At 74.0% G+C, this 21898-nt stretch carries 21 protein-coding genes; 8 read left to right on the top strand and 13 right to left on the bottom strand.

Going from position 1 to position 21898, the window contains the following annotated elements:
- Positions 1-52 precede the first annotated feature (52 nt).
- Entirely contained in the window at positions 53-868 is an 816-nt protein-coding gene (locus ACWGIS_RS14870; protein ID WP_453362802.1) for a chitosanase, read from the bottom strand.
- Between the two features lie 122 nt (positions 869-990).
- Complete coding sequence (locus ACWGIS_RS14865) at positions 991-1845, bottom strand: helix-turn-helix domain-containing protein (protein WP_453362801.1); 855 nt, start codon at positions 1843-1845, stop codon at positions 991-993.
- Between the two features lie 95 nt (positions 1846-1940).
- Here ACWGIS_RS14865 and ACWGIS_RS14860 point away from each other — a divergent pair, with 95 nt between their 5' ends.
- Positions 1941-2795 (top strand): NAD(P)H-binding protein, encoded by an 855-nt coding sequence (locus tag ACWGIS_RS14860; protein WP_453362800.1) that lies wholly within the window; start codon positions 1941-1943, stop codon positions 2793-2795.
- A gap of 383 nt (positions 2796-3178) precedes the next feature.
- On the opposite strand, the gene ACWGIS_RS14855 is transcribed toward ACWGIS_RS14860, so the two are convergent.
- From ACWGIS_RS14855 to ACWGIS_RS14840, 4 genes are all read right to left on the bottom strand, one after another.
- Positions 3179-3601, bottom strand: a complete 423-nt coding sequence (locus ACWGIS_RS14855) for an acyl-CoA thioesterase (protein ID WP_453362799.1) — start codon at positions 3599-3601, stop codon at positions 3179-3181.
- Positions 3602-3751: 150 nt separating this feature from the next.
- Positions 3752-4381: a hypothetical protein gene (locus ACWGIS_RS14850; protein ID WP_453362798.1), complete on the bottom strand. Its 630-nt coding sequence runs from the start codon at positions 4379-4381 to the stop codon at positions 3752-3754.
- Positions 4382-4507: 126 nt separating this feature from the next.
- Positions 4508-5107 (bottom strand): histidine phosphatase family protein, encoded by a 600-nt coding sequence (locus ACWGIS_RS14845; protein ID WP_453362797.1) that lies wholly within the window; start codon positions 5105-5107, stop codon positions 4508-4510.
- A 129-nt stretch (positions 5108-5236) separates the two neighbouring features.
- A complete protein-coding gene (locus ACWGIS_RS14840) occupies positions 5237-6445 on the bottom strand; it encodes a pyridoxal phosphate-dependent aminotransferase (RefSeq protein WP_453362796.1) in 1209 nt (402 codons plus the stop codon).
- 86 nt (positions 6446-6531) lie between these two features.
- Here ACWGIS_RS14840 and ACWGIS_RS14835 point away from each other — a divergent pair, with 86 nt between their 5' ends.
- Positions 6532-7164, top strand: a complete 633-nt coding sequence (locus ACWGIS_RS14835) for a winged helix-turn-helix transcriptional regulator (RefSeq protein WP_453362795.1) — start codon at positions 6532-6534, stop codon at positions 7162-7164.
- A 106-nt stretch (positions 7165-7270) separates the two neighbouring features.
- Here the strand turns inward: ACWGIS_RS14835 and ACWGIS_RS14830 are convergent, their stop codons facing one another.
- Genes ACWGIS_RS14830 through ACWGIS_RS14820 form a run of 3 tightly spaced genes read right to left on the bottom strand, consistent with a single transcriptional unit; the run spans position 7271 to position 10910 of the window.
- Positions 7271-8092 carry a hypothetical protein gene (locus ACWGIS_RS14830; protein WP_453362794.1) on the bottom strand — a complete coding sequence of 274 codons (822 nt, stop codon included), beginning with the start codon at positions 8090-8092 and terminating at the stop codon, positions 7271-7273.
- Positions 8092-9366, bottom strand: a complete 1275-nt coding sequence (locus tag ACWGIS_RS14825) for a VWA domain-containing protein (protein WP_453362793.1) — start codon at positions 9364-9366, stop codon at positions 8092-8094. The genes ACWGIS_RS14830 and ACWGIS_RS14825 overlap by 1 nt, the downstream gene beginning before the upstream one ends.
- Before the next feature lie 32 nt (positions 9367-9398).
- Entirely contained in the window at positions 9399-10910 is a 1512-nt protein-coding gene (locus ACWGIS_RS14820) for an IucA/IucC family protein (RefSeq protein WP_453362792.1), read from the bottom strand.
- Positions 10911-11094: 184 nt separating this feature from the next.
- Here ACWGIS_RS14820 and ACWGIS_RS14815 point away from each other — a divergent pair, with 184 nt between their 5' ends.
- The 3 genes from ACWGIS_RS14815 to ACWGIS_RS14805 are packed head-to-tail and all read left to right on the top strand — an operon-like array spanning position 11095 to position 13890.
- Positions 11095-12672 carry an IucA/IucC family protein gene (locus ACWGIS_RS14815; protein ID WP_453362791.1) on the top strand — a complete coding sequence of 526 codons (1578 nt, stop codon included), beginning with the start codon at positions 11095-11097 and terminating at the stop codon, positions 12670-12672.
- A gap of 14 nt (positions 12673-12686) precedes the next feature.
- A complete protein-coding gene (locus ACWGIS_RS14810) occupies positions 12687-13610 on the top strand; it encodes a HipA family kinase (protein ID WP_453362790.1) in 924 nt (307 codons plus the stop codon).
- A 4-nt stretch (positions 13611-13614) separates the two neighbouring features.
- Entirely contained in the window at positions 13615-13890 is a 276-nt protein-coding gene (locus ACWGIS_RS14805; protein WP_453362789.1) for a SelT/SelW/SelH family protein, read from the top strand.
- A gap of 63 nt (positions 13891-13953) precedes the next feature.
- On the opposite strand, the gene aceB is transcribed toward ACWGIS_RS14805, so the two are convergent.
- Positions 13954-15579: a malate synthase A gene (gene aceB, locus ACWGIS_RS14800; RefSeq protein ID WP_453362788.1), complete on the bottom strand. Its 1626-nt coding sequence runs from the start codon at positions 15577-15579 to the stop codon at positions 13954-13956.
- A 271-nt stretch (positions 15580-15850) separates the two neighbouring features.
- A complete protein-coding gene (locus tag ACWGIS_RS14795; protein ID WP_453362787.1) occupies positions 15851-16450 on the bottom strand; it encodes a nucleotidyltransferase family protein in 600 nt (199 codons plus the stop codon).
- A 211-nt stretch (positions 16451-16661) separates the two neighbouring features.
- Between ACWGIS_RS14795 and ACWGIS_RS14790 the strand changes: the two genes are divergently transcribed.
- Entirely contained in the window at positions 16662-16976 is a 315-nt protein-coding gene (locus ACWGIS_RS14790; RefSeq protein WP_453362786.1) for a DUF5955 family protein, read from the top strand.
- A gap of 153 nt (positions 16977-17129) precedes the next feature.
- On the opposite strand, the gene ACWGIS_RS14785 is transcribed toward ACWGIS_RS14790, so the two are convergent.
- On the bottom strand, positions 17130-17942 hold the full coding sequence (locus ACWGIS_RS14785) for an IclR family transcriptional regulator (protein WP_453362785.1): 813 nt from the start codon (positions 17940-17942) through the stop codon (positions 17130-17132).
- Between the two features lie 252 nt (positions 17943-18194).
- Here ACWGIS_RS14785 and allB point away from each other — a divergent pair, with 252 nt between their 5' ends.
- The gene (gene allB / locus ACWGIS_RS14780; protein WP_453362784.1) at positions 18195-19532 is read left to right on the top strand and encodes an allantoinase AllB; all 1338 of its coding nucleotides are present in this window, start codon (positions 18195-18197) and stop codon (positions 19530-19532) included.
- A gap of 66 nt (positions 19533-19598) precedes the next feature.
- A complete protein-coding gene (alc, locus tag ACWGIS_RS14775; protein WP_453362783.1) occupies positions 19599-20738 on the top strand; it encodes an allantoicase in 1140 nt (379 codons plus the stop codon).
- A gap of 290 nt (positions 20739-21028) precedes the next feature.
- Here alc and ACWGIS_RS14770 read toward each other — a convergent pair whose 3' ends face one another.
- Complete coding sequence (locus tag ACWGIS_RS14770; protein ID WP_453362782.1) at positions 21029-21808, bottom strand: SDR family NAD(P)-dependent oxidoreductase; 780 nt, start codon at positions 21806-21808, stop codon at positions 21029-21031.
- Positions 21809-21898: the final 90 nt, after the last annotated feature.

The raw sequence follows: 21898 nt of genomic DNA, 5'->3' as shown, positions 1-21898 counted from the left end.
CGGGTGCCGCACCCCCCGCCGTCCGTCCCGGTCCGCTGCCCGGGGCGGCCGGTCAGCCGATGTGGAAGCTGTCCCCGTAGACCTTCCAGTCCAGCGGCGGATCGAGGTTCAGGTTCCGCTTCCGCAGGAAGACCCGCTGCGCCGTGTCGACGCGGCTGGTGTCCGAATGGGCCTCCTCCTGCTTCATCGCCCAGACGCGCGCGTCGAGGAACGCGTTCAGGTACGTCACCTCGTCGCCTCCCTGGGCCGGCGGTGCCGCCTTGGCCAGCGCCCGGCGGCGGATGCTGCCGAAGCTCGTGCTGTCGCCGCCGTCGCCGTGCATCACGATGGCGTCGTAGTACGCGAACTGGCCGAGGACGCCGATGCCGTCGGCCTTGCCCTGCCGGACGGCCGGGTTGAAGTACACCCGGTCGCGCTCGTCGTTCTGCGCCTTCTGGAACACCGCGTCCTGGGCGGCCCTGCGCCAGTCGGCCGGGAAGTCCGGGTCCAGTCCGTCGTGCGAGTCGGTGCCGTCCACCTCGCGCAGCGCCGGCAGGTACTTGGCGAGCACGTTGCCGGGCTTGCGCCGCGCGTACAGCTCGACCAGGTCCAGCATGTCGCCGGTGCCCGAGCAGAAGCCGATGATCCCGGCGGTGTAGCCGCGTCCGTCGCCGATGTCCTCGATGTACTTGTACTGCGCCTTCCAGTCCAGCGAGGAGTTCTCCGCGCTGGAGACCAGCTTCATGGCGATCTCCTTCTTCGCCGGGTCGTCGAGCCCGACCGGGGCGGCCGTCGCCGACTGGGTCGCGATGACGGGGGCCGCCACGAGGGACGCGCCGATCAGCGCGAGCAGTGTGCGGCGCGAAGTACGTATGTGGGGGGTGTGCACGGTACCTCCAGTGAGGGGAGTACGTCGTTCACGAACTGTTAGGAAGGTTTCCTACCAGACTTTGTGAGTGACGTATACCCGTCAAGGACGGCGAGTCGGGGGCGTGTCCCGGGGTGCTCGGGTCAGCCGCGGGGCGCCGGGCGGCCCGACCGCGAGGTCAGGGCCTGGCAGGGCTGGGCGGCGGGGAGGCGGCCGGTGAAGAACCACGTGGGCGGGACACCCATCAGGGTGCGGAAGTCGGCGGCGAGGTGCGACTGGTCGTAGTAGCCGGTGGCGGCGGCCAGTTGGGCCCAGGACGTGTCCGGCGTGCGGCGCGCCCGGGTGAGGACGTGGCGCACCCGGGCGATCCGGGAGTAGTGCTTGGGGGAGAGCCCGACTCCCTCCGCGAACAGGTTGCGGAGCTGGCGCTCGCTGACCGAGAGCCGGCCCGCCAGCTCACCGACGCCCGGCGGCACCCGGCCCGTCCCGGCCGACAGGGCCTCGACCGCCGCGCGCAGCAGCCGCACGCGGGCCGGATCGGCGGGGGCGAGCCGGCCCGGCAGCACCCCGGCCAGCCGCGGGACCACCTCTCCGGGCTCCGACGACAGCAGCTCCTCGGCCAGCCGGCGGGCCGTCTCGGCGGGGAAGTCGCCCAGGCGCCGGACCAGGCCCACCAGGTCGGCGGCCGGGACGCCCAGCAGCGGGCGGGCCGCCCCCGGCCCGAGACGCAACTGGACGCAGGAGGCCAGGCGTTTGCCCGCGTGGTACGAGGCGCGGGTGCGCGGTCCCACCACCAGGACGTCGCGGCGGCCGTCCTCCCCGGTCCGCACGACCACCTTCGCCGCCGTGTCCGGGACCTGGGCGAACGGCCCGCCCGGAACGCCGTCGACGGCGGTCAGACCGGCGCCGGCGAACCACGGGCTCAGGGCCGCGGGCAGTGCCAGCGGTTCCTCGCTGAGGGAGTCCGCGGCGGGCCGCGTCTCGTACGGGGTGCTCACGCCTTCACGGTAGACGCGGCGCGGCGTCCGCCGGGCCCGTGAACCGTGCCGGAATCTCCTAGCTCCGGACCACGCCCGCCCGGCACGGTGAGGCCATGATCCTCGTGACCGGTGCCACGGGCACCATCGGAAGCCATGTCGTACGACTGCTCGCGGAGCGCGGCGAGAAGGTCCGCGCCCTCACCCGGGACCCCTCCCGCGCCACGGCCCCGCCCGGGGTGGAGGTGGTGCGCGGGGACTATCGCGAGCCCGCCTCGGTGGCCGCCGCGCTGGCCGGCGCGACCGCCCTGTTCGCGGTGGGCGTGCTGGGTCCGGGGGACGCCGAGCAGGACGCGGCCCTCGTCGCCCTGGCGCGCACGGCGGGCGTGCGCAGAGTCGTCAAGCTCTCCGCCATCGGCACCGGCGACCCGGTCCTCGGCCCCGTCGGGACCTGGCATCTCGGCGGCGAACAGGCCGTCGAGAACAGCGGATTGGAGTGGGCGGTGCTGCGCCCCTCCGCCTTCGCCTCCAACACCCTGAGCTGGGCGGAGCCGATCCGCTCCGGCACTCCGGTGCCCGATCTGACCGGCCCCGGCACCCAGGGCGTCGTCGACCCGCGCGACGTCTCCGAGGTCGCGGTGGAGGCGCTCCTCGACCCCCGGCACACGGGCCGCGTCCACACCCTGACCGGGCCGGAACTCCTCACCACCGCCGCCCAGGCGGCGATCCTCGCCGGTGTCCTCGGCCGCCCGGTCGACACCGAGGACGTCCCCGCGAAGACGGCCCGGGAGCGGTTCCTCGCGTCGGGCATGCCGCGGACGTACGTGGAGGGCGTCCTGGCCGGCGCCGCGTACGTACGGCAGGGGCGCAACGCCGTGGTGACGGACGGCGTACGGCAGGTGCTGGGCCGGGAGCCCCGTACGTATGAGCGCTGGGCCCGCGATCACCTGGCGGCGTTCGCCGGCGACTGACCGCCGGTCGCGCCCGTTCCCTCCGGCACGGGGCGGAGGGAACGGCCGCACGGGCGGCAGGGCGCCGCGCCCGCGTCGGCGCGGCGACGGACCGGGCCGAGCGGCACCGGTTCACGACCGCCGGGTCCCGCGCGGCCCACGACGCGGTGCACCGGACCGAACTGCCGGGCGACCGGCCCGGATGCCGGGCGACCGGCACGCACTGTCGGACGGCCGACCGAACTGCCGGACAGCCGGCCCGAACTGCCGGGCGACCGGCCCGGACTGCCGGACAGCCGGCCCGGACTGCCGCGTCCGGCCCGAACTGCCGAAGGGCCGCACCGAGTTGACGTTCCCGGCCGGGCCCGGCGGTCCGGGGTGCGTGCGCGTCCGTCGTGCGGGCGTCAGAAGCCGAACGGGCCGGGGTCGTCGGCCAGCGTGCGGAAGTACGCGCGCGGGTCGGCGACCAGCTTGCGCTTCGTGAGGTCCATGAGCCCGCCGACACCGGTCAGCTCGGCGGCCACCGTGCCGTCCAGCTTGCGGATCGTCTGCTCGATCCGGAACGTCTTGCCCTCGCCCCAGACGAAGGCGCAGGTCACCTCGGTCTCGTCACCGGCGCGCAGCTCCCGCAGATAGCGGATGGTCGTCTCCAGGGCGACCGGGCCCACGCCCTCGGCCATCAGGTCGGCCTGCCGGATCCCGGCCGCCTGGAGCAGGCACCAGCGCGCGTGCTCGGCGTACTGCAGGTACACGCTCTGGTTCAGGTGCCCCTGCACGTCGGTCTCGTACCCGCGGACGGTCACACCCACGGAAAACGGCTCTGCCACGACTTCCCCTTCACGACGGTCGGACGCATCCGGGGCAGGCGGACGCCTGTTCCCGGGACCCACGATCTCAACTCCCGTGTCCCGCGCGCCGCCCGGGTCCCGCGCGCCGCATCCCGGCGCGGGCGCGACCCGGCGGACCCGGTGCGCGGTTCAGGCCCGCCGCGGCGAGGCCAGGACGTAGCGCGCCCCCGTGCGGGGCTCGGTGTGCGCGCTGACCTGCCAGCCCGCCTCCTCCAGTGTCGCCGCGCAGGCCCACAGCCGCCCGGGGTCGGGGTCGCGCACGGCGACGGCCTCCGGCTGCGGGGTCGCCCGCACCCGGTAGCCGGGCCCCGCCGGACCGTCCGGGGGGTGGCCCGCGGCCTCCAGGGCGAGCGCGGCGGCCTGCACCAGATGCGCGCGCTCCCAGCCGCAGGGGCGGTCCGTGGCGCCGTTGGTCCCGGTCATCCGCCGCAGCTCCAGGAGCCCCTGCCAGGCGCTGTGCACCTCCCGGGCGCGGGCGGGACCCGGCTCGGCGTCCTCCTCGCCCCCGATCCGGGCGGCGAAGACTCCGGAGGCGCGCGCGGCGGGTGCCGGAGCCGGCTCCTCGGCAGCGGTCGCCTCCTCGCGCAGCCGGTGGCCGGCGGGCGTCAGGAAGTGGTCGTGCGGCGGTCTGGGGTGGCGGAAGGCGAGCCCGCGCTTCACCAGGGCGGCGAGCTGGGCCTCCGTACCCCGCAGTCGGCCCGTCACGGGGTCGGCCGCGTCGACGACGCGCCGCTGGGCCGCGGTCGGTGGTCGGGTCACGGCACGTCTCCTCCCTACGGCGGGCGGGGCCCCGGAGCGGGGGACCGGCCCCGTGGAAGACGCCGGTGACCGCGGGCACCGCACCCTCGAAGACTACGAGGGGGGTCTGACATTCCGGCTCGCGGACTACGAGGGGGGTCTGAGATTCCAGCTCGCGACGACCGGACGCCCGTGTTCCGTGCTGAGCCTGCCGACGGTCCCGGTGCCCAGCAGGAACAGCGCGCCGCCTGACGGCGGCAGCCCGAGGCGCCGAGCGGTCAGCACCCGCAGGAAGTGCCCGTGGGCCACCAGCACCACGCTGCCCTCGGTGTTCGCCAGCGCCGCGTCCACCTTGGCGAGCATCCGGTCGGCACGCTCGCCGACCTGTTCGGGGCTCTCGCCGGGGTGCTCTGCGGGACCCTCCGCCACGCCGTCCCGGAACAGGAACCAGTCCGGCCGCGTCCGCTGGATCTCGACGGTCGTCAGGCCCTCGTAGCCGCCGTAGTCCCACTCGCACAGGTCGGCGTCGAGCCGTATGCCGTCGAGCCCCACGAGCTCCGCCGTCTCCCGGGCCCGCCGCATCGGGCTGACGAACGCGGCGGCGATGTGGTGCGAGCGCACGAGGGGCGCGACCGCGCGCGCCTGCTCGCGGCCCCGGCCCGTCAGCGTGACGTCCGTCCAGCTGGTGTGCCGGCCGGTGAGCGCCCACTCGGTCTCGCCGTGCCGCACCAGAAGCACATCACCCATCGCCGCGCCCTCCTGTCGCTCTCCCCGTACGGTGTCACCGGCCCCGGCGGCGCGCAGCACCGGATCGGCCAGACGGCGGCGTCCGGCGTCCGGAGGGGCCGTCGCGCCCGCCGGGCCGGGGGCGCCCGTCTACTGGCGGTAGCCGCTCAGGAAGCGCCCGATGCGGCTGATGGCCGCGTCCAGGTCGTCGGCGTACGGCAGGGTCAGGATGCGGAAGTGGTCCGGGCGGGGCCAGTTGAAGCCGGTGCCCTGGACGACCTGGATCTTCTCGCGCAGCAGCAGGTCGAGGACGAACTTCTCGTCGTCGTGGATCTTGTGCACCTCGGGGTCGATGCGCGGGAACGCGTACAGCGCGCCCTTCGGCTTGACGCACGAGACGCCAGGGATCTCGTTGAGCTTCTCCCAGGCGCGGTCGCGCTGTTCGCGCAGCCTGCCGCCGGGAGCCGTCAGCTCGTGGATGGACTGGCGGCCGCCGAGCGCGGCCTGGATGGCGTACTGGGCGGGCGCGTTGGCGCACAGCCGCATGGAGGCGAGCATCGTCAGGCCCTCCAGGTAGCTGCGCGCGTGCTGCTTGGGCCCGGTGACGACCAGCCAGCCGGAGCGGAACCCGGCGACGCGGTAGGTCTTCGACAGGCCGCAGAAGGTGAGGACGACCAGGTCCGGGGCGAGCGCCGCCGCGCTGTGGTGCACGGCGTCGTCGTAGAGGATCTGGTCGTAGATCTCGTCCGCGAACACCATCAGGCCGTTGCGGCGCGCCAGGTCGAGGATGCCCTCGACGATCTCCTTCGGATAGACGGCGCCGGTCGGGTTGTTGGGGTTGATGATCAGGACGGCCCGGGTCCGGTCGGTGATCTTCGACTCCATGTCGGCCAGGTCCGGGTACCACTCGGACTGCTCGTCGCAGAGGTAGTGCACCGCCTTGCCGCCCGCGAGGGTCGTCACGGCCGTCCAGAGCGGGAAGTCGGGGGCGGGGATGAGGACTTCGTCGCCGTCCTCGATCAGGGCCTGCACCGCCATCGAGACCAGTTCGGAGACGCCGTTGCCGAGGAAGACGTCGTCCACGCCGACCTCCAGACCGCGCTCCTGGTAGCGCTGGGCGACCGCGCGGCGGGCGGAGAGGACGCCCCGCGAGTCCGTGTAGCCGTGCGCCTGGGGGAGCATCCGGATCATGTCCTGGAGGATCTCCTCCGGCGCCTCGAAACCGAAGAGCGCCGGGTTGCCGGTGTTGAGGCGCAGGACACTGTGGCCCGCCGCCTCCAGCGCGTCGGCGTGCTCGATCACCGGGCCCCGGATCTCGTAACAGACCTCGCTGAGCTTGCTCGACTGCCGGAACTCCATGCGGTGCGCACCTCCGTGTTGTGGTGTTGCTTGGTTTTACCAAGTAGGTGCTTGGAAAGTCCAACAACATGTCTAGACTGCGTCGCATGTCACCACGCCGAAGCTACGACCAGTACTGTTCCGCTGCCCGGGCCCTCGACGCCGTCGGTGACCGCTGGACCCTGCTGGTCGTCCGCGAACTCCTCGCCGGCCCGCGCCGCTACACCGACCTGCACGCGGACCTGCCGGGCGTCAGCACGGACGTCCTGGCGTCGCGGCTCAAGGACATGGAGCGCGACGGGCTGACGACCCGCCGCCGGCTGCCGCCCCCCGGCGCCGCGTACGTGTACGAACTCACGCCGCGCGGACGGCAGTTGCTCCCGGTGCTGCAAGCGCTCGGCGAGTGGGGCGCGCCCGCCCTGGAGGAGCGCAGGCCCACGGACGCGGTCCGCGCCCACTGGTTCGCGCTGCCCCTGCTCCGCTGCCTGGAGGGCGAGGGGGACGGCCTCGTCCACGTCCGGCTGGAGGAGGGCGAGTTCTTCGTGCGGGTGGGCGCCGGGGACGGCCCGGTGTACGGGGAGGGTCCGGCGCCGACCGGGCCCGACACCGCGCTGACGCTGGACGCCGAGACCTGCACCGCCGTGGCCCAGGGCGTTTTGACGCTCCGTCAGGCCGTGGCCGAGCGGCGCGTGGGGGTCGCGGGCGAGGGCACCCTGGCCAAGGCGCTGCGCGGCGAGTGACGGCGGGCCAGGACGCCGTACGGGGCGCGCACCGGACGCCGTGGACGTGCGGAGGCCCGCCGTGCCCAGGGCACGGCGGGCCTCCTCCTGCCGGATGTCCCGCGGTTCAGGCGCCCGGCGGCACCCGGGACGGCCGCCCGGAGCCGCGCGTCAGCGTGTAGCCGCCGACCCCCGCGAGCGCCGCCAGCACCCCGCCCACCGCGGTCCACGCCCACCGGTCGGTCCACCAGCCGGAGGCCCACCCGTCGTCCGGCTCGATCGCGGACAGCACGGCCCCCGGCGACCCGGAGTCCTCGGACTCCTCGTCCCGCGCGGACGCCACGGCGACCCCCGGGACCAGCGGCCGGCCCAGCGACCCGTCCACCGCGGCGGAACCGCCGATGTCCTTGGAGTCGACCCGCACCTCGGCGTCGACCGGGAGCCCGAGGTCGGACACCTGGAGGTCGACGACCGTCAGCCGGACGTAGTACGTGCCCGGCAACGGGTCGTTGGCCCAGGTCTCGGACCACGCGCGGACGGTGCGCAGGGTGCAGGACAGCTCCACCGTCGCCGCGTCCCGGTCCGCCGTCCGCGTCTGCGCCCCGTACTGGCACGCCTGCCTGCGCCGCAGTCCGTCGTACACGTCGACCTGCCAGGTCTCCGCGGCGTTCCGGGTGGAGGCCTCGGGCAGTTTCACCGTCGCCTTCACGGTGGGCCGCTGCCCCGCGTCGGCCGGGAAGGACCAGTACAGGTAGTCACCGGTGGACCCGCCCGCGGTGGCCCGCTCCCCCTGGTCGATCTCGGTAGCCGTACGGAACGACGTGCCGGCCTCGGTGGGAGCGCCGCCGTCGTCCGAGGGGCTCGCCGAGGGCGAGGAGTCGGCGACCGCGGGGGACACCGCCGCGCCGAGCAGGAACAGTGCCGCGGTCAGCACACGTGCGATACGCATCAGTTGGTCCTCCAGACCGCGACCCGCCAGCGGGAGATCCAGCCCCACAGCACACCCGCGAGGAAGCCGGTGAGCACCAGGGCGCCGAGCAGCCACCAGCCGCGCCCGAGACCGAAGGCGGCGACGTCGGCCGCCTGGTCGGGCCCGTCGACGACGTCGACCGTCAGTTCCACCGGCAGGCCCGGCGTGGTCTTCACGCTGCCGGCCGCCGAGAAGGAGTGGGACACCTGGAGGCACACGGCCTCGGCGGGCGCGTTCTCGTCGTCATCGTCGTCGCTCTCCGCCTTCGGGTAGCGCAGACCGGTGGAGACGACGTCGGTGCGGCCGTTGCCCGCCGCCTCGCCGCGGACGATCTCCCGCCCGTGCACGGTGACCGCGCGCAGCAGCACCCCGTGGTCCGGGTTCACCGCGCGGTCGGCGGCCACGCTCACGGAGGCGCGCAGTTCCCGGCCCGGCTCCACGTCGACGCGGTACCAGCGGTGCTGTCCGAACTCCGCGCGGTCGGTGTAGAGGCCGGACTTCAGCGTCGGCGCCTTCGCGCAGGCGTCGGCTCCGTCCACGGCGACCGGCGTCACCACCGGATCGGCGGCCCGCTCCACCAACTGGCCCACCCGGTCGGAGAGTTCCTCCTTGTGGCGGACCGAGGTGTACGTGCCCCCGGTGGCGTCCGCGATGCAGCTGAGCTGGTCGCGGGTCTTGGCGTCGGGCACGAGCCCGAGCGTGTCGATGGTGAGACCGATGCCCTTGGCCGCTATCTCGCGCGCCACCTCGCACGGGTCCAGCGGCTGGCAGGTGTCCTCGCCGTCGCTGATGAGCACGATCCGCCGGGTGCCCTCACCGCCGTCCAGGTCGACGGCGGCCTTGCGCAGCGCCGGTCCGATCGGAGTCCAGCCCGTCGGGGTGAGCGTAGCGACCGCGGTCTTGGCCTCGGTCCGGTCCAACGGCCCGACCGGATAGAGCTGTTCGGTGTCCTTGCAGCCCGTCTTCCGGTCGTCGCCGCGGTAGTTGGCCCCGAGCGTGCGTATCCCGAGCTGGACCTCCTCGGGCGTCGCGTCGAGCACCTCGTTGAACGCCTGCTTGGCCGCGGCCATCCGCGACCCGCCGTCAATGTCCCGGGCGCGCATCGAACCGCTGACGTCCAGCACGAGTTCGACCTGGGGAGCGGCCTGCTCCGCCGGTTCGTCGGCGGCCGCTCCGGCCGGGAGCGCGGCCCCGGCCGTCAGAGCGGCGAGCAGGGCGCAGATTCCCGCCGCCAGCCGTTGTCTTGTGATCATCGGCGGATCCTATTGATCAAAGGTGCCGCGCTTCAAAACGAGCGGCCACCGGCGCCCTCCCCGGACACCGGGTTGGGCAGCCGCGCCCACAGGTCGCCGGGGGTCTGCGGGGACAGCCGCATCAGCGTCAACGCCTTGGTGGGCAGCGGTTCTTCGAGCAGTGCGACGAGATCCGGGGTGCGCGGCAGGTCGCGTACGGCCTCGGTCACGGCCTCGCGCAGCACGGCCGCCGAGCCCGCCGTCGCGCCCAGGGAGCCGCCGACCAGCGAGCCGAACAGCTTGCGGCGCAGGGCGGTCTCGTCGTCGGTCACGATCCGTCCGGAGAGCGGCGGCGCCGGGACGCCGTGCCGGGCGAGGCGGGCCGGGCTCACACGGATGTCGGCGAGGTCGCGGTAGACGAGCCGCACGGGGTCGCCCGAGGGGGAGAGGACGACGAGGAGGTTCTGCCCGTGCGCCTCCAGGGCCACCCCCAGGTCCAGCAGGCGCAGGCAGGCGGTCAGCGCCAGGCGGGTGAACGCGGCGAACCAGCGCGCCGACCGGGGCAGGTCCGTCGTCGCGAGGGCCGCCACCGGGACCACCCGCTCGCCGCCTCGCGCGTACGCCTCGGGGGCCTCGCGCACCACCGCCGCGAGGTCCGGGATGCCCGCGGTGGCCGCCCCGAGGGTGCGGGTGACGTCCAGCAGTCCGTCCGTGCGCGCCGCGACCGTCGCCATGAACGCCGAGACGGCCGCGGACGTCGTGATCGAGTAGACGGAGATGTCCCGCACCGAGGAGGTGAGCCGCGCGCTCAGGGCGGTCTTGACGTGGGGCCCGTCCGGCAGGGCGAGGGTGCGCAGCGACATCAGCGGATGGGCCGTGGGCCCCTTGTGGCTCGGCGTGTCCAGCACGTGGTCCGCCTGCCAGGGGTGGACCGGGATCAGCACGCGCCCGCCGTCGCGCAGGAACTCCGGCCACTCGCCGGTGACGAGGCAGTCGTCCACGGCGGCGGACCGCAGCTCCACCGGCTGCCCGTGCTCCGGACCGTAGGCGAGCTGCTCGCTCACCGAAAAGCCGGGCCGCGAACGGCAGTTGGGGTGGTACGGATGCCCGTCGACCACCCGCTGCTCCCACTCCCAGCCGGTCTCCGCGGGCCGCTCCGGGTTCCGCCGGCCGGCCCGCGACAGCGCCAACGAGGCGACGCTGTTGGCGAGTTCCGCCGCGAAAGCGGTGCCGTGGCCGACGCCCAGCTCCGTCATCAGCCGCTCCGGGCGGTCGTACGGCCGCCCGTCGAGGCGGAGTTCGGCCGCGTACGCGGTCGTCGCGTACGGGTCGGCGGGCGGTCCGTCCAGCCGCCGCCCGTCCGCCAGCCGCACACGGAGCCCGTCGCGCCCGAGATCGCGGCCCTCGACCCACGGCAGCGGCTCATGGGCCAGCGCACGCCACAGCCGGGACAGGACGGCCGCCCGCGCGCCGGGCAGCGCCGCCGCGAACGGCTCCGACAGGTCGGGTCGTACGGCGTCGAGTTCCGCGGCGAACTCGGCCTCGGGCCGGGAAGGACGGTGCACGGTCGGACTCCTTGGGTACGGGGACTGCGTCGCGGCCGGCGGCGACGACGGGGACCGAGCCGCCGCGACCGCCACCGGAACCGGCGACGGACGTCGGACCGGACGGCGGCGCGCCCGCGCACCGGTCACGCACGGTCATACTGATCACCAGAGAACAGTGCACCGTATGGAACGTGGGGAACGAATGGATCGCGTGGACTCCCTGCACATCGGGCCCTCCCTGGACGACGTGGCGGAGGCGGCCGACGCCTACGCCGCCGCACCGCTGCTCAATTGTCTGCTGCGGGAGGCCGCGGAGCCCGCGGGCGGTCCCGGCGTGTACCGGCTCCGGGCCGGCGGCCGCCTCCTGCGGGTCACCGGCACCCGGCGGCCCGCCCGCCCCGAGGTCCACGCCGCCGGTGCCTGGCACCGCCTCACCCACGCCGAGCTGGTCAAACTCACCGCCGACGAGCTGCGCCGCCTCACCGGTCTGTCCAACTCCGAGCTGCCCGCCGAGATGATCGACAGCCGGGACGCGGTGGCCGCCCTGCTCGCCGCCCGCGCGGACGTCACCCCGCCGCACGACCTGTACCGGCGCTCCGAGCAGTCCCTGATCACGGGCCATCCGTACCACCCCGCCCCCAAGGCGCGCGGCGGCGGACCCGTCGCCGGCTGGCTCCCCTACGCGCCCGAGGCGTACGCCGAGTTCCCGCTCGAACTGCTCGCCGTGCGTGAGGACGCGGTGGTCGAGGAGGGCGACCCGGGAGCCCTGGACGCCCTCGGCACGGCCCCGGCCGGCTACCGGCTGCTGCCCGCCCACCCCTGGCAGCTCGACCTGGTCGCCGCCCGCCCGGAGATCCGGGACGCCCTCGCGGACGGCAGGCTCCTGCGGCTCGGCCGCAGCGCGCGCCAGCTGTGGCCGACGGCCGCCGTGCGCACGCTCCGCGCCCCCGAGGACGATCTCTTCCTCAAGTTCAGCCTCGACGTGCGCATCACCAACGACGTCCGCCGCCTGTGGCGCCACGACCTGCTGAAACTGCGCCGCACGGACGCGGCGGTCACGTCGGCGTTCGCCGCCGGGCGCGGCGGCGCCGCCTGGCTGAGCGACCGCGGCTACCGCACGGCCTCCTTCGCCTTCGAGGAACTCGCCGTGCTGGTCCGCGACGGACTGCGCGGCCACGTCCCGCCCGGCGCGACCCCGCTGCTCGCGGCGGCCCTCGTCGAGGGCTTCGACGGCAGCCCCCTCGACGCGGCCACCGACCCCGCGGCCTGGTGGGCGGCGTATCTGCGGCAGGTCGTGCCCCCGGTCCTCGACGCCTTCGCGCGCCACGGCGTCGTCCTGGAGGCGCATCTGCAGAACACGCTCGTCGCCGTGGACGGCGGGGGGATGCCCGTCCAGGCGCTGTTCCGGGACGCGGAGGGCGTCAAGCTCCTCGGCGAGGTGACCCGCGCCGCCGGCTGGGAGCGGCTGGTCTACTGCCTGCTGGTCAACCACCTCGCCGAACTCGCGGCCCTGCTCGCGGAACGCCACCCCGGCAGCGACCCGTGGCCCGCCGTGCGCCGGGAGCTGCTCCGCTACGACGCCGAGCACGGCCTGCCGGAGATCCGGCAGCTCCTCGCCGCGCCCGCCCTGCCCGGCAAGACCAACCTGCTGCTGCGCTGGACGGGCGCCGACGGAGCCGACGCCCGTTATCTCCCGCTGCCGAACCCGCTGGCCCACGACCCCCCGGGCGGTCCCGCGCCGGGCGGCCCGCCCGACCCCGGGGGCCGTGTGAGCGCCTGATCTACAGTGGGCGTGTGCTGCGCGAAGTGACCGCCGTCCGATACGTGACCCCCCTGCGGGCGGGCGGCTCCGTGCCCGGAGTCGTCGAGGCCGACGACCTCGGCACGTACGTCGTGAAGTTCACCGGCTCCGCGCAGGGCCGCAAGGCGCTGGTCGCCGAGGTGATCGTCGGGGAGCTGGGGCGCGCTCTCGGCCTGCGGATCCCGGAGCTGGTCCTCGCGCACTTCGACCCCGCCGTCGCCGCCCACGAGCCGCACCAGGAGGTCCAGGACCTGCTGCGCGCGAGCGCCGGCCTCAACCTCGGCATGGACTACCTCTCGGGTGCGCGGGACTTCACCCCGGAGATCGCGGAGCACGCCACCGTCCACCCGCTGGAGGCGGGCCGGGTGATCTGGCTGGACGCCCTCACGGTCAACGTCGACCGGACCGTGCACAGCTCGAACCTGATGCTCTGGCCCACCCTCGGCGTCGCCCCGCCCCGCCTGTGGCTGATCGACCACGGCGCGGCCCTCGTCTTCCACCACCGCTGGGACGCCTCGGCGCCGGAGAAGGCGTACGACTTCCGCCACCACGCGCTGGGCGCCTTCGCACCCGACGTGCGGGGCGCCGACGCCGAACTGGCTCCCCGGGTGACCGCGGAGCTGCTGCGCGAGATCACCGCGCGGGTGCCGGACGCCTGGCTCGCGGACGAGCCCGGCTTCGCGGGCCCGGACGAGGTGCGCGAGGCGTACGTCCGCTACCTCCACGCGCGCGTGCGGGCCTCCGCCGCCTGGCTCCCCACCGGGTTCCCGACCCGGGCGCAGCTCGCCGCCGAGGACGCCCGCCGCGCGGCCAGGACCCGGCGGGGCCGGCCCGACTGGCTCAAGCGGGTCCCCGACCTGCACGGCAAACCGGCCGCCGAGCAGGACTGGTCCGTGCACCTGGAAAGGAAGCCCTGAACCCGTGACCTCCGCGCACCGCGTCCAGATCGAGTACTGCACCCAGTGCCGCTGGCTCCCCCGCGCCGCATGGCTCGCCCAGGAGCTCCTGACCACCTTCGAGACCGAGCTGGCCGAGCTGTCGCTGAAGCCCGGCACGGGTGGCGTCTTCGTCGTCCGGGTCGACGGCGAGGTCGTCTGGGACCGCCGCGAGCAGGGCTTCCCGGAGCCGACAGCCGTGAAGCGCCTGGTCAGGGACCGGGTGGCACCGGAGAGAAGCCTCGGCCACTCCGAGAAGTGACCCGCGGGCACGAGCGCGCCCCCGGTGCCGTGCGGTACCGGGGGCGCGTTGCCGCTCGGGAGGTCAGCCCCTGAGCCGCTCGTACGCCGGCAGGGTCAGGAAGTCGGCGTAGTCCTCGTCCAGGGACACCTGGAGGAGCAGGTCGTGGGCCTGCTGCCAGTTGCCGGCGGCGAAGACCTCGTCACCGATCTCCGCCCTGACGGCGGCCAGTTCCTCGGCGGCGATCCTGCGGGCCAGCTCGGGCGTCGCCTTCTCGCCGTTCTCGAACACGACGCCCGCGTTGATCCACTGCCAGATCTGCGAACGGGAGATCTCGGCGGTGGCCGCGTCCTCCATCAGGTTGAAGATGGCGACCGCGCCGAGGCCGCGCAGCCACGCCTCGATGTAGCGGATGCCGACCTGGACGGCGTTGACCAGTCCGTCGTAGGTGGGCCTGGCGTCCAGCGAGTCGATCGCGATCAGGTCACCCGCGGCGACGGACACGTCCTCGCGCAGCCGGTCCTTCTGGTTCGGCCGGTCGCCGAGCACCTTGTCGAAGGATGCCATGGCGATCGGGACGAGGTCGGGGTGGGCGACCCAGGAGCCGTCGAAACCGTCGCCGGCCTCGCGGTCCTTGTCGGCCTTGACCTTCTCGAAGGCGATTTTGTTGACCTCCTCGTTGCGGCGCGAGGGGATGAACGCCGCCATGCCGCCGATCGCGTGGGCGCCGCGCTTGTGGCAGGTGCGCACGAGGAGTTCGGTGTACGCCCGCATGAACGGGGCCGTCATCGTGACCGCGTTGCGGTCCGGCAGGACGAACTTGGCGCCGCCGTCACGGAAGTTCTTGACGATCGAGAAGAGGTAGTCCCAGCGGCCCGCGTTCAGCCCGGAGGCGTGGTCGCGGAGCTCGTAGAGGATCTCCTCCATCTCGTACGCCGCCGTGATCGTCTCGATCAGGACGGTCGCGCGGACGGTGCCCCGCGGGATGCCGACGTAGTCCTGCGCGAAGACGAAGACCTCGTTCCAGAGGCGGGCCTCCAGGTGCGACTCGGTCTTGGGGAGGTAGAAGTACGGGCCCTTGCCGAGGTCCAGGAGACGCTGGGCGTTGTGGAAGAAGTACAGGCCGAAGTCGACGAGCGCGCCGGGCACGGGAGTTCCGTCGCCGTCGACGAGGTGACGCTCGTTCAGGTGCCAGCCGCGCGGGCGCATGACGACGGTGGCCAGCTCGGCGTTGTCCTTCAGGGCGTACGACTTGCCGGTGCGCTCGTCGGTGAAGTCGATCCGGCGCTCGTAGGCGTCGGTCAGGTTGAGCTGACCGAGGATCACGTTCTCCCAGGTCGGCGCCGAGGCGTCCTCGAAGTCCGCCAGCCAGATCCGGGCGCCCGAGTTCAGGGCGTTGATGGTCATCTTGCGGTCCGTGGGGCCGGTGATCTCGACCCGGCGGTCGTCGAGCGCGGCCGGAGCGGGGGCCACCTTCCAGGAGTCGTCAGCGCGGACGGCCGCGGTCTCCGGGAGGAAGTCGAGCGTGGAGGTGCGGGCGATCTCGGCGCGGCGCTCCGCACGGCGGGCGAGGAGCTCGTCACGCCGGGGCGTGAACAGCCGGTGCAGCTCGGCCACGAAGGCGAGGGCCGCGTCGGTGAGGACCTCCTCCTGCCGGGGCAGGGGCTCGGCGTCGACGATGGCCAGCGGGGACGGCGCTGGTGCGGACATGAGCTGTCACTTCCTTCAGCGAGCTGCGTACGAGGGGGCTTGCGGGCTTCTCACGGGTACGGCTTCTCACGAACCTCTCGAGCGAACCACGTGAGGAGCGCATGCGCCGCGGCACTGGGTGCCAGGGGCCCCGGGTGCGACGGACGGCGCCCTCGGAACGGTCGGGCGCTTCTGAGCAGTGGATACTAGTTTCCTCATGGTGGAAGTTCAATGGTTTGTTGATGTCGAGATTCTCCGGGTCGACAGAAGGTGGCGCTCGGTGCCACCCCGTTCACTCCAGGTGGACGAGGTCCGCCTCGGTGTCGATGTCGAAGGGCCGCGCCACGTCACCGCACTCCACGAGAGTGACCGCGTCCTCGCGCGTCTTGAGGTAGGCGCGCGCCCCGCGGTCCCCGGTCGCGGTCGCGGCGACCCCCGCCCAGTGCTCCGAGCCGAACAGGACGGGATGGCCGCGCTCACCGCCGTACGAGGCCGCGGCGAGCGTCCGCGGCGAGTCGTGGGCCGCGAGCACCCGGGCCACCGCCTCCGCGCCGATGCCCGGCTGGTCGACCAGCGAGACCAGCGCCGCTCCCGCCCCGGTGCCCTCCAGCGAGTCGAGGCCGGCCCGCAGCGACGTCCCCATGCCCGCCTCCCAGTCGGGGTTGTCCACCAGGACGCATCCCTCCAGTACCGCCCTCTCGCGGACCTCGGCGGCCCGGGCGCCCAGCACCACGTGCACACGGGCGCAGCCCCCCGCCCGCAGGACGTCGACCGCCTGTTCGACAAGGAGGCGTCCGCGGTACGGCAGCAGCGCCTTGGGCCGTCCGCCGAGCCGCCGGCCGCCCCCGGCCGCCAGCAGCAGGCCCGTGACCTGTTCGTTCTTCTCCGTCATGACCCCTGCATACCCGACCCCGCCCGGGTGTGCTCCCGAGGCGTGCGGGACACCCGGCACCGGTGGGCTGAATTTCGGTCCGCGGAGTGGCGCGGAGCGCGCCGGGTGGCGTTTACTGGCCCGCGTCCCCCCGGCGTCCGACCAACGCCCCAGGGGGAGTTGGGCCGAAAGACGTAGGGCTTCGCACAACGGCGTGCGAGGGGGGAGAGCTGTGTTGCGGAGCTTGGGGCAGAGGCCGGTGACCGGCAGCGGCGAGGATCCGAGGGTGGCGGAACTGCGGTCCGCCGTGTCCCGGCTGCGCCGTGAACTCGCCGCGGTCCCCGCGGACTTCCCCGACCGGGGCATCGCCGAGGACGAACTCGCCGCGCTGGCCGCGATGGCCGTCGGCGGCGCCCCCGAGATCCCGCGGCTGCGCCGCTCCCTGCTGCTGATCGCGGGTGCCATCGGCTCGGTCAGCGCCCTCGCGTCCGGCCTCGCCGACGTGCGCGGCGCGGTCGAACTCTTCGGGACGCCCCCGCGCCGCTGAGCCGCGCCGCCGCATCTCGGTGCCGAGCCGTGGTGCGTGCGGAAGGCGCTGAGCCGCTGGGCGTGGCGCAAGCCGCCCGTCCCCGCCAAGGGGCCCCGGACATGCGTCGGCGCCCGCCTCCGGGGAGGCGGACGCCGAGGGTGCCGGGTTCCGTCAGGTCTGCGGGCCCGAGCTGGCCAGGGCCTCGGACAGCTCCCGCGCCACCTGCTGGAGCACGGGGACGATCTTGTCCGTGGCCGCCTCGGTGACGCGGCCGGCCGGGCCCGAGATCGAGACCGCGGCGGCGGTGGGGGAGTTCGGCACGGAGACCGCGAGGCAGCGGACTCCTATCTCCTGCTCGTTGTCGTCGACCGCGTAGCCGATGTGGCGGACCTCCTCCAGCGCGGCGAGGAAGCCGTCCGGCGTGGTGATCGTCTTCTCGGTGGCGGCGGGCATGCCGGTCCGCGCGAGGAGCGCGCGCACCTCGTCGTCGGGCGTGTGCGCCAGCAGGGCCTTGCCCACTCCGGTGGAGTGCGGCAGCACCCGGCGGCCCACCTCGGTGAACATCCGCATCGAGTGCTTCGACGGCACCTGGGCGACGTAGACGATCTCGTCCCCGTCGAGCAGCGCCATGTTCGCGGTCTCGCCGGTCTCCTCGACCAGGCGGGCGAGGTAGGGGCGGGCCCAGGTGCCCAGCAGCCGGGCCGAGGACTCGCCGAGGCGGATGAGCCGGGGGCCGAGCGCGTAACGGCGGTTGGACTGCTGGCGTACGTAGCCGCAGGCCACCAGGGTGCGCATGAGACGGTGGATGGTGGGGAGCGGCAGTCCGCTGCTGGCGGAGAGCTCGCTCAGGCCCACCTCGCCTCCCGCGTCGGCCATCCGCTCGAGCAGATCGAAGGCGCGCTCCAGGGACTGGACGCCACCGCTGGCGGCGGAAGACTTGGCGGCGGCTTGTGCGGGGGCGTCGCTGGCGCTGGACGTCGGCACGGCGCGGTCCTTTCGAGGGCAGGCGGGCAGGGAGGCAGCCTACCCGGCGGCCGGTCGGCTCTCCGGTTGTGCGTAGCTACGTTCTGCCTGTCGAAATTCTAATTCCGCTGTGTGGAAACGTCCAGAGTCCCCCCGCCGGGCGCACAGTGGAGGCGTGGGCTCTTGACGGCGCGGGGGCGGGAGTGAAGACTCCTTCAACAGAACGTTGAATTTTGTTCCGGGAAGTGAACAGCGGCAGGAAGAGGGGTCCGGGTGTCCGAGGTCGAACTGGTGCTGCGCTCGACACGCGTCATCACCCCGGAAGGGACGCGTGCCGCCTCGGTCGCCGTCGCCGCCGGGAAGATCACCGCCGTACGCGCGCACGACGCCGAGGTGCCCGCCGGAGCCCGCCTGGAGGACTTCGGCGACGACGTCCTGCTCCCCGGGCTCGTCGACACCCACGTGCACGTCAACGACCCCGGCCGCACCGAGTGGGAGGGCTTCTGGACCGCGACGCGCGCCGCGGCGGCCGGCGGCATCACCACCCTCGTCGACATGCCGCTCAACTCCCTCCCGCCCACCACCACGGTCGGCCACCTGCGGACCAAGCAGGACGTCGCCCGCCCCAAGGCGCACATCGACGTCGGTTTCTGGGGCGGCGCCCTGCCCGACAATGTCAAGGACCTGCGGCCGCTGCACGACGCGGGCGTCTTCGGCTTCAAGGCGTTCCTGTCGCCCTCGGGCGTGGACGAATTCCCGGAGCTGGACCAGGAGCAGCTCGCCCAGTCCCTCGCGGAGATCGCCGGCTTCGGCGGCCTCCTCATCGTGCACGCCGAGGACCCGCACCACCTGGCCGTCGCCCCGCAGAAGGGCGGCCGGAAGTACGCCGACTTCCTCGCCTCGCGGCCCCGTGACGCCGAGGACACCGCCATCGGCAACCTCATCGCACAGGCCAGGCGCCTCGACGCGCGCGTGCACGTGCTGCACCTGTCCTCCAGCGACGCGCTGCCGATGATCGCCGCCGCGAAGGCCGAGGGCGTGCGGATCACCGTGGAGACCTGCCCGCACTACCTCACCCTCACGGCCGAGGAAGTGCCGGACGGTGCCAGCGAGTTCAAGTGCTGCCCGCCGATCCGCGAGTCCGGCAACCAGGACCTGCTGTGGCGGGCGCTCGCCGACGGCACCGTGGACTGCGTCGTCACCGACCACTCGCCCTCCACGGCCGACCTCAAGACCGACGACTTCGCCACCGCCTGGGGCGGCATCTCCGGCCTCCAGCTCAGCCTGTCCGCGGTGTGGACCGAGGCCCGCAGGCGCGGGCACGGACTGGAGGACGTGGTCCGCTGGATGTCGACGCGCACCGCGGAACTCGTCGGCCTCGACAGTAAGGGCGCCATCGAGGCGGGCCGCGACGCCGACTTCGCCGTCCTCGACCCCGACGCGACCTTCACCGTCGACCCCGCCGAGCTCCAGCACCGCAACCGCGTCACCGCCTACGCGGGCCGCACCCTCAGCGGCGTCGTCAGGTCCACCTGGCTGCGCGGCGAGCGGATCGTGGCCGGCGGCCGCTTCTCCGAGCCCGCCGGGCGGCTCCTCACCCGGCACCCCTGACGACTCCGCGCGCCCGCACCCGCGGCAGCCGACTCCCGACAGTCCCGAAAGGCAGATCTGATCATCGTGACGGCGATTACCGGCTTCACCGGCGACGCGAACCCCTATAGCGGCGGCGACCCGTACGCGGACTACCGCACGGCCGACCTCCCCTTCACCCAGTACGCCAACCTCGCCGACCGGCAGCTCGGCGCCGGTGTCATCGCCGCCAACGACGAGTTCTTCGCCCAGCGCGAGAACCTCCTGGTGCCGGAGCGCGCCGAGTTCGACCCGGAGCACTTCGGCCACAAGGGCAAGATCATGGACGGCTGGGAGACCCGCCGCCGGCGCGGCGCCTCGGCCCTTCACCCGTGGCCGACCGCGGAGGACCACGACTGGGCACTCGTACGCCTCGGTGCCCCCGGTGTCGTCCGCGGCATCGTCGTCGACACCGCCCACTTCCGCGGCAACTACCCCCAGGCCGTGTCCGTCGAGGGCACCTCGGTCGCCGGGTCCCCGTCGCCGCAGGAGCTGCTCGGGGACGACGTGAAGTGGACGACGCTGGTCCCGCGCACGCCGGTCGGCGGCCACGCGGCGAACGGCTTCGTGGTCTCCGTCGAGCAGCGCTTCACGCACCTGCGGGTCAACCAGCACCCGGACGGCGGCATCGCCCGCCTGCGGGTGTACGGCGAGGTCGTCCCGGATCCGAAGTGGCTCTCCGTGCTCGGCGCCTTCGACGTGGTGGCCCTGGAGAACGGCGGCCTGGTCGAGGACGCGTCCGACCGCTTCTACTCGCCAGCCACCAACACCATCCAGCCGGGCCGCTCCCGCAAGATGGACGACGGCTGGGAGACCCGCCGCCGCCGCGACACGGGCAACGACTGGATCCGCTACCAGCTGGCCGCCCAGTCCGAGATCCGCGCCGTCGAGATCGACACGGCCTACCTGAAGGGCAACTCCGCGGGCTGGGCCTCGGTCTCGGTCAGGAACGCCCCCGACGGCGAGAGCGGGGCGGACGGCGCCGGGGAGTGGACCGAGATCCTTCCGCGCACCCACCTCCAGCCCGACACCAACCACCGGTTCGTCCTGGACGCCCCCGTCGTCGCCACCCACGCGCGCGTGGACATCTTCCCCGACGGCGGCATCTCCCGGCTGCGGCTCTTCGGCTCGCTCACCGAGGAGGGCGCCACCCGCCTCGGCGCCCGCCACCGGGAACTCGGCGGCTGACCGCACGCCGGTGGGACCGCACGGAAGTCCGGCCCCACCGGCGTGGAGATCCGGCCCCTCCGGCTGGGAAGTCCAGCCCTCCGGCCTGGAGATCCGGCTCCCTCGGGCGTGGCGATTCAGCCCCTCCGGCGTTTGAGGAGCGGGGTCCGGGGCGGGGCCCCGAGACGGGAAGGGAAAGGGCGGAGGGGGCGACGAAACCCCGCCCCGAGCCCGGGAGTGCACGTCCGCTCGAAGCGAGGCCGAGCGGCACACCCCCCCGCCCCGGATGGAGAGGCCCCCCGGGGTCGGACCTACGCGGCGTGCCCTCCGTCCACGGCGAACTCGGCCCCCGTGACGAACGAGGCCCCGCCCCCGGCGAGGAACGCCACCACGGACGCCACCTCGTCGGCGGACCCGAACCGGCCGAGCGCGGTCAGCGCCACCTGCCCGGCAGCGAACGGCCCGTCCGCCGGGTTCATCGCGGTGTCGACCGGCCCCGGATGGACGATGTTCGCGGTGACGCCCCGCTCGCCCAGCTCCCGTGCGAGCGCCTTCGTCAGTCCCACCAGCGCCGACTTGCTCATCGTGTAGAGGGTGCCGCCGGGCCCGGGCACGCGCTGCGTCATGCACGTGCCGACGGTGACGATCCGTCCGCCCCGCTCCATGCGCGCGGCGGCGGCCTGGGACGCCAGGAAGACCCCGCGCACGTTCACGGCGAGCACCCGGTCGACGTCGGCGAGGGACAGCGAGCCGAGCGGGCCGATCAGTCCCACGCCCGCGTTGTTGACCAGCACGTCGAGCCGCCCGAGCGCATCGGCCGCGCGGTCCACCGCCCCGGCGGCCTCGGCCGGGTCCGCGGAGTCCGCCCGCAGGGCGAGCGCCCGCCGCCCGAGCGCGGAGACCTCCCGTGCGACGGTCTCGGCCGCCTCCTTGTCCTGGACGTAGGTGAGGGCCACGTCGGCGCCGTCCCGGGCGAGCCGCAGTGCCGTCGCCGCCCCGATCCCGCGCCCCCCGCCGGTCACCAGTGCCACCTTGCCGCGCAGCGGTCCGCCCGCGGTTGCCCACGTCTGTTCAGTCGTCGAAGAAGTCATGGCTCCATCCCAGCGGCCGGCCGGCCGGGGTGCTGGCGGCGAACGGACACCGAACTGACCGGAACTCTCACCTCCGTTTCGCGCGTTCTC

The organism is Streptomyces sp. NPDC054842, assembly GCF_053611025.1.
Note: the sequence above shows the minus strand (reverse complement) of the source record. Positions and strands in the feature narration are given on the sequence as shown.

Excerpts from the sequence above, each read along its gene's own strand:
- ACWGIS_RS14825 (WP_453362793.1), bottom strand. The coding sequence starts at position 9,366 with ATGATCACAAGACAACGGCTGGCGGCGGGAATCTGCGCCCTGCTCGCC.
- ACWGIS_RS14815 (WP_453362791.1), top strand. The coding sequence starts at position 11,095 with ATGGATCGCGTGGACTCCCTGCACATCGGGCCCTCCCTGGACGACGTG.
- ACWGIS_RS14770 (WP_453362782.1), bottom strand. The coding sequence starts at position 21,808 with ATGACTTCTTCGACGACTGAACAGACGTGGGCAACCGCGGGCGGACCG.
- aceB (WP_453362788.1), bottom strand. The coding sequence starts at position 15,579 with ATGTCCGCACCAGCGCCGTCCCCGCTGGCCATCGTCGACGCCGAGCCC.
- ACWGIS_RS14860 (WP_453362800.1), top strand. The coding sequence starts at position 1,941 with ATGATCCTCGTGACCGGTGCCACGGGCACCATCGGAAGCCATGTCGTA.
- ACWGIS_RS14830 (WP_453362794.1), bottom strand. The coding sequence starts at position 8,092 with ATGCGTATCGCACGTGTGCTGACCGCGGCACTGTTCCTGCTCGGCGCG.
- ACWGIS_RS14835 (WP_453362795.1), top strand. The coding sequence starts at position 6,532 with ATGTCACCACGCCGAAGCTACGACCAGTACTGTTCCGCTGCCCGGGCC.
- ACWGIS_RS14845 (WP_453362797.1), bottom strand. The coding sequence starts at position 5,107 with ATGGGTGATGTGCTTCTGGTGCGGCACGGCGAGACCGAGTGGGCGCTC.
- ACWGIS_RS14840 (WP_453362796.1), bottom strand. The coding sequence starts at position 6,445 with ATGGAGTTCCGGCAGTCGAGCAAGCTCAGCGAGGTCTGTTACGAGATC.
- ACWGIS_RS14795 (WP_453362787.1), bottom strand. The coding sequence starts at position 16,450 with ATGACGGAGAAGAACGAACAGGTCACGGGCCTGCTGCTGGCGGCCGGG.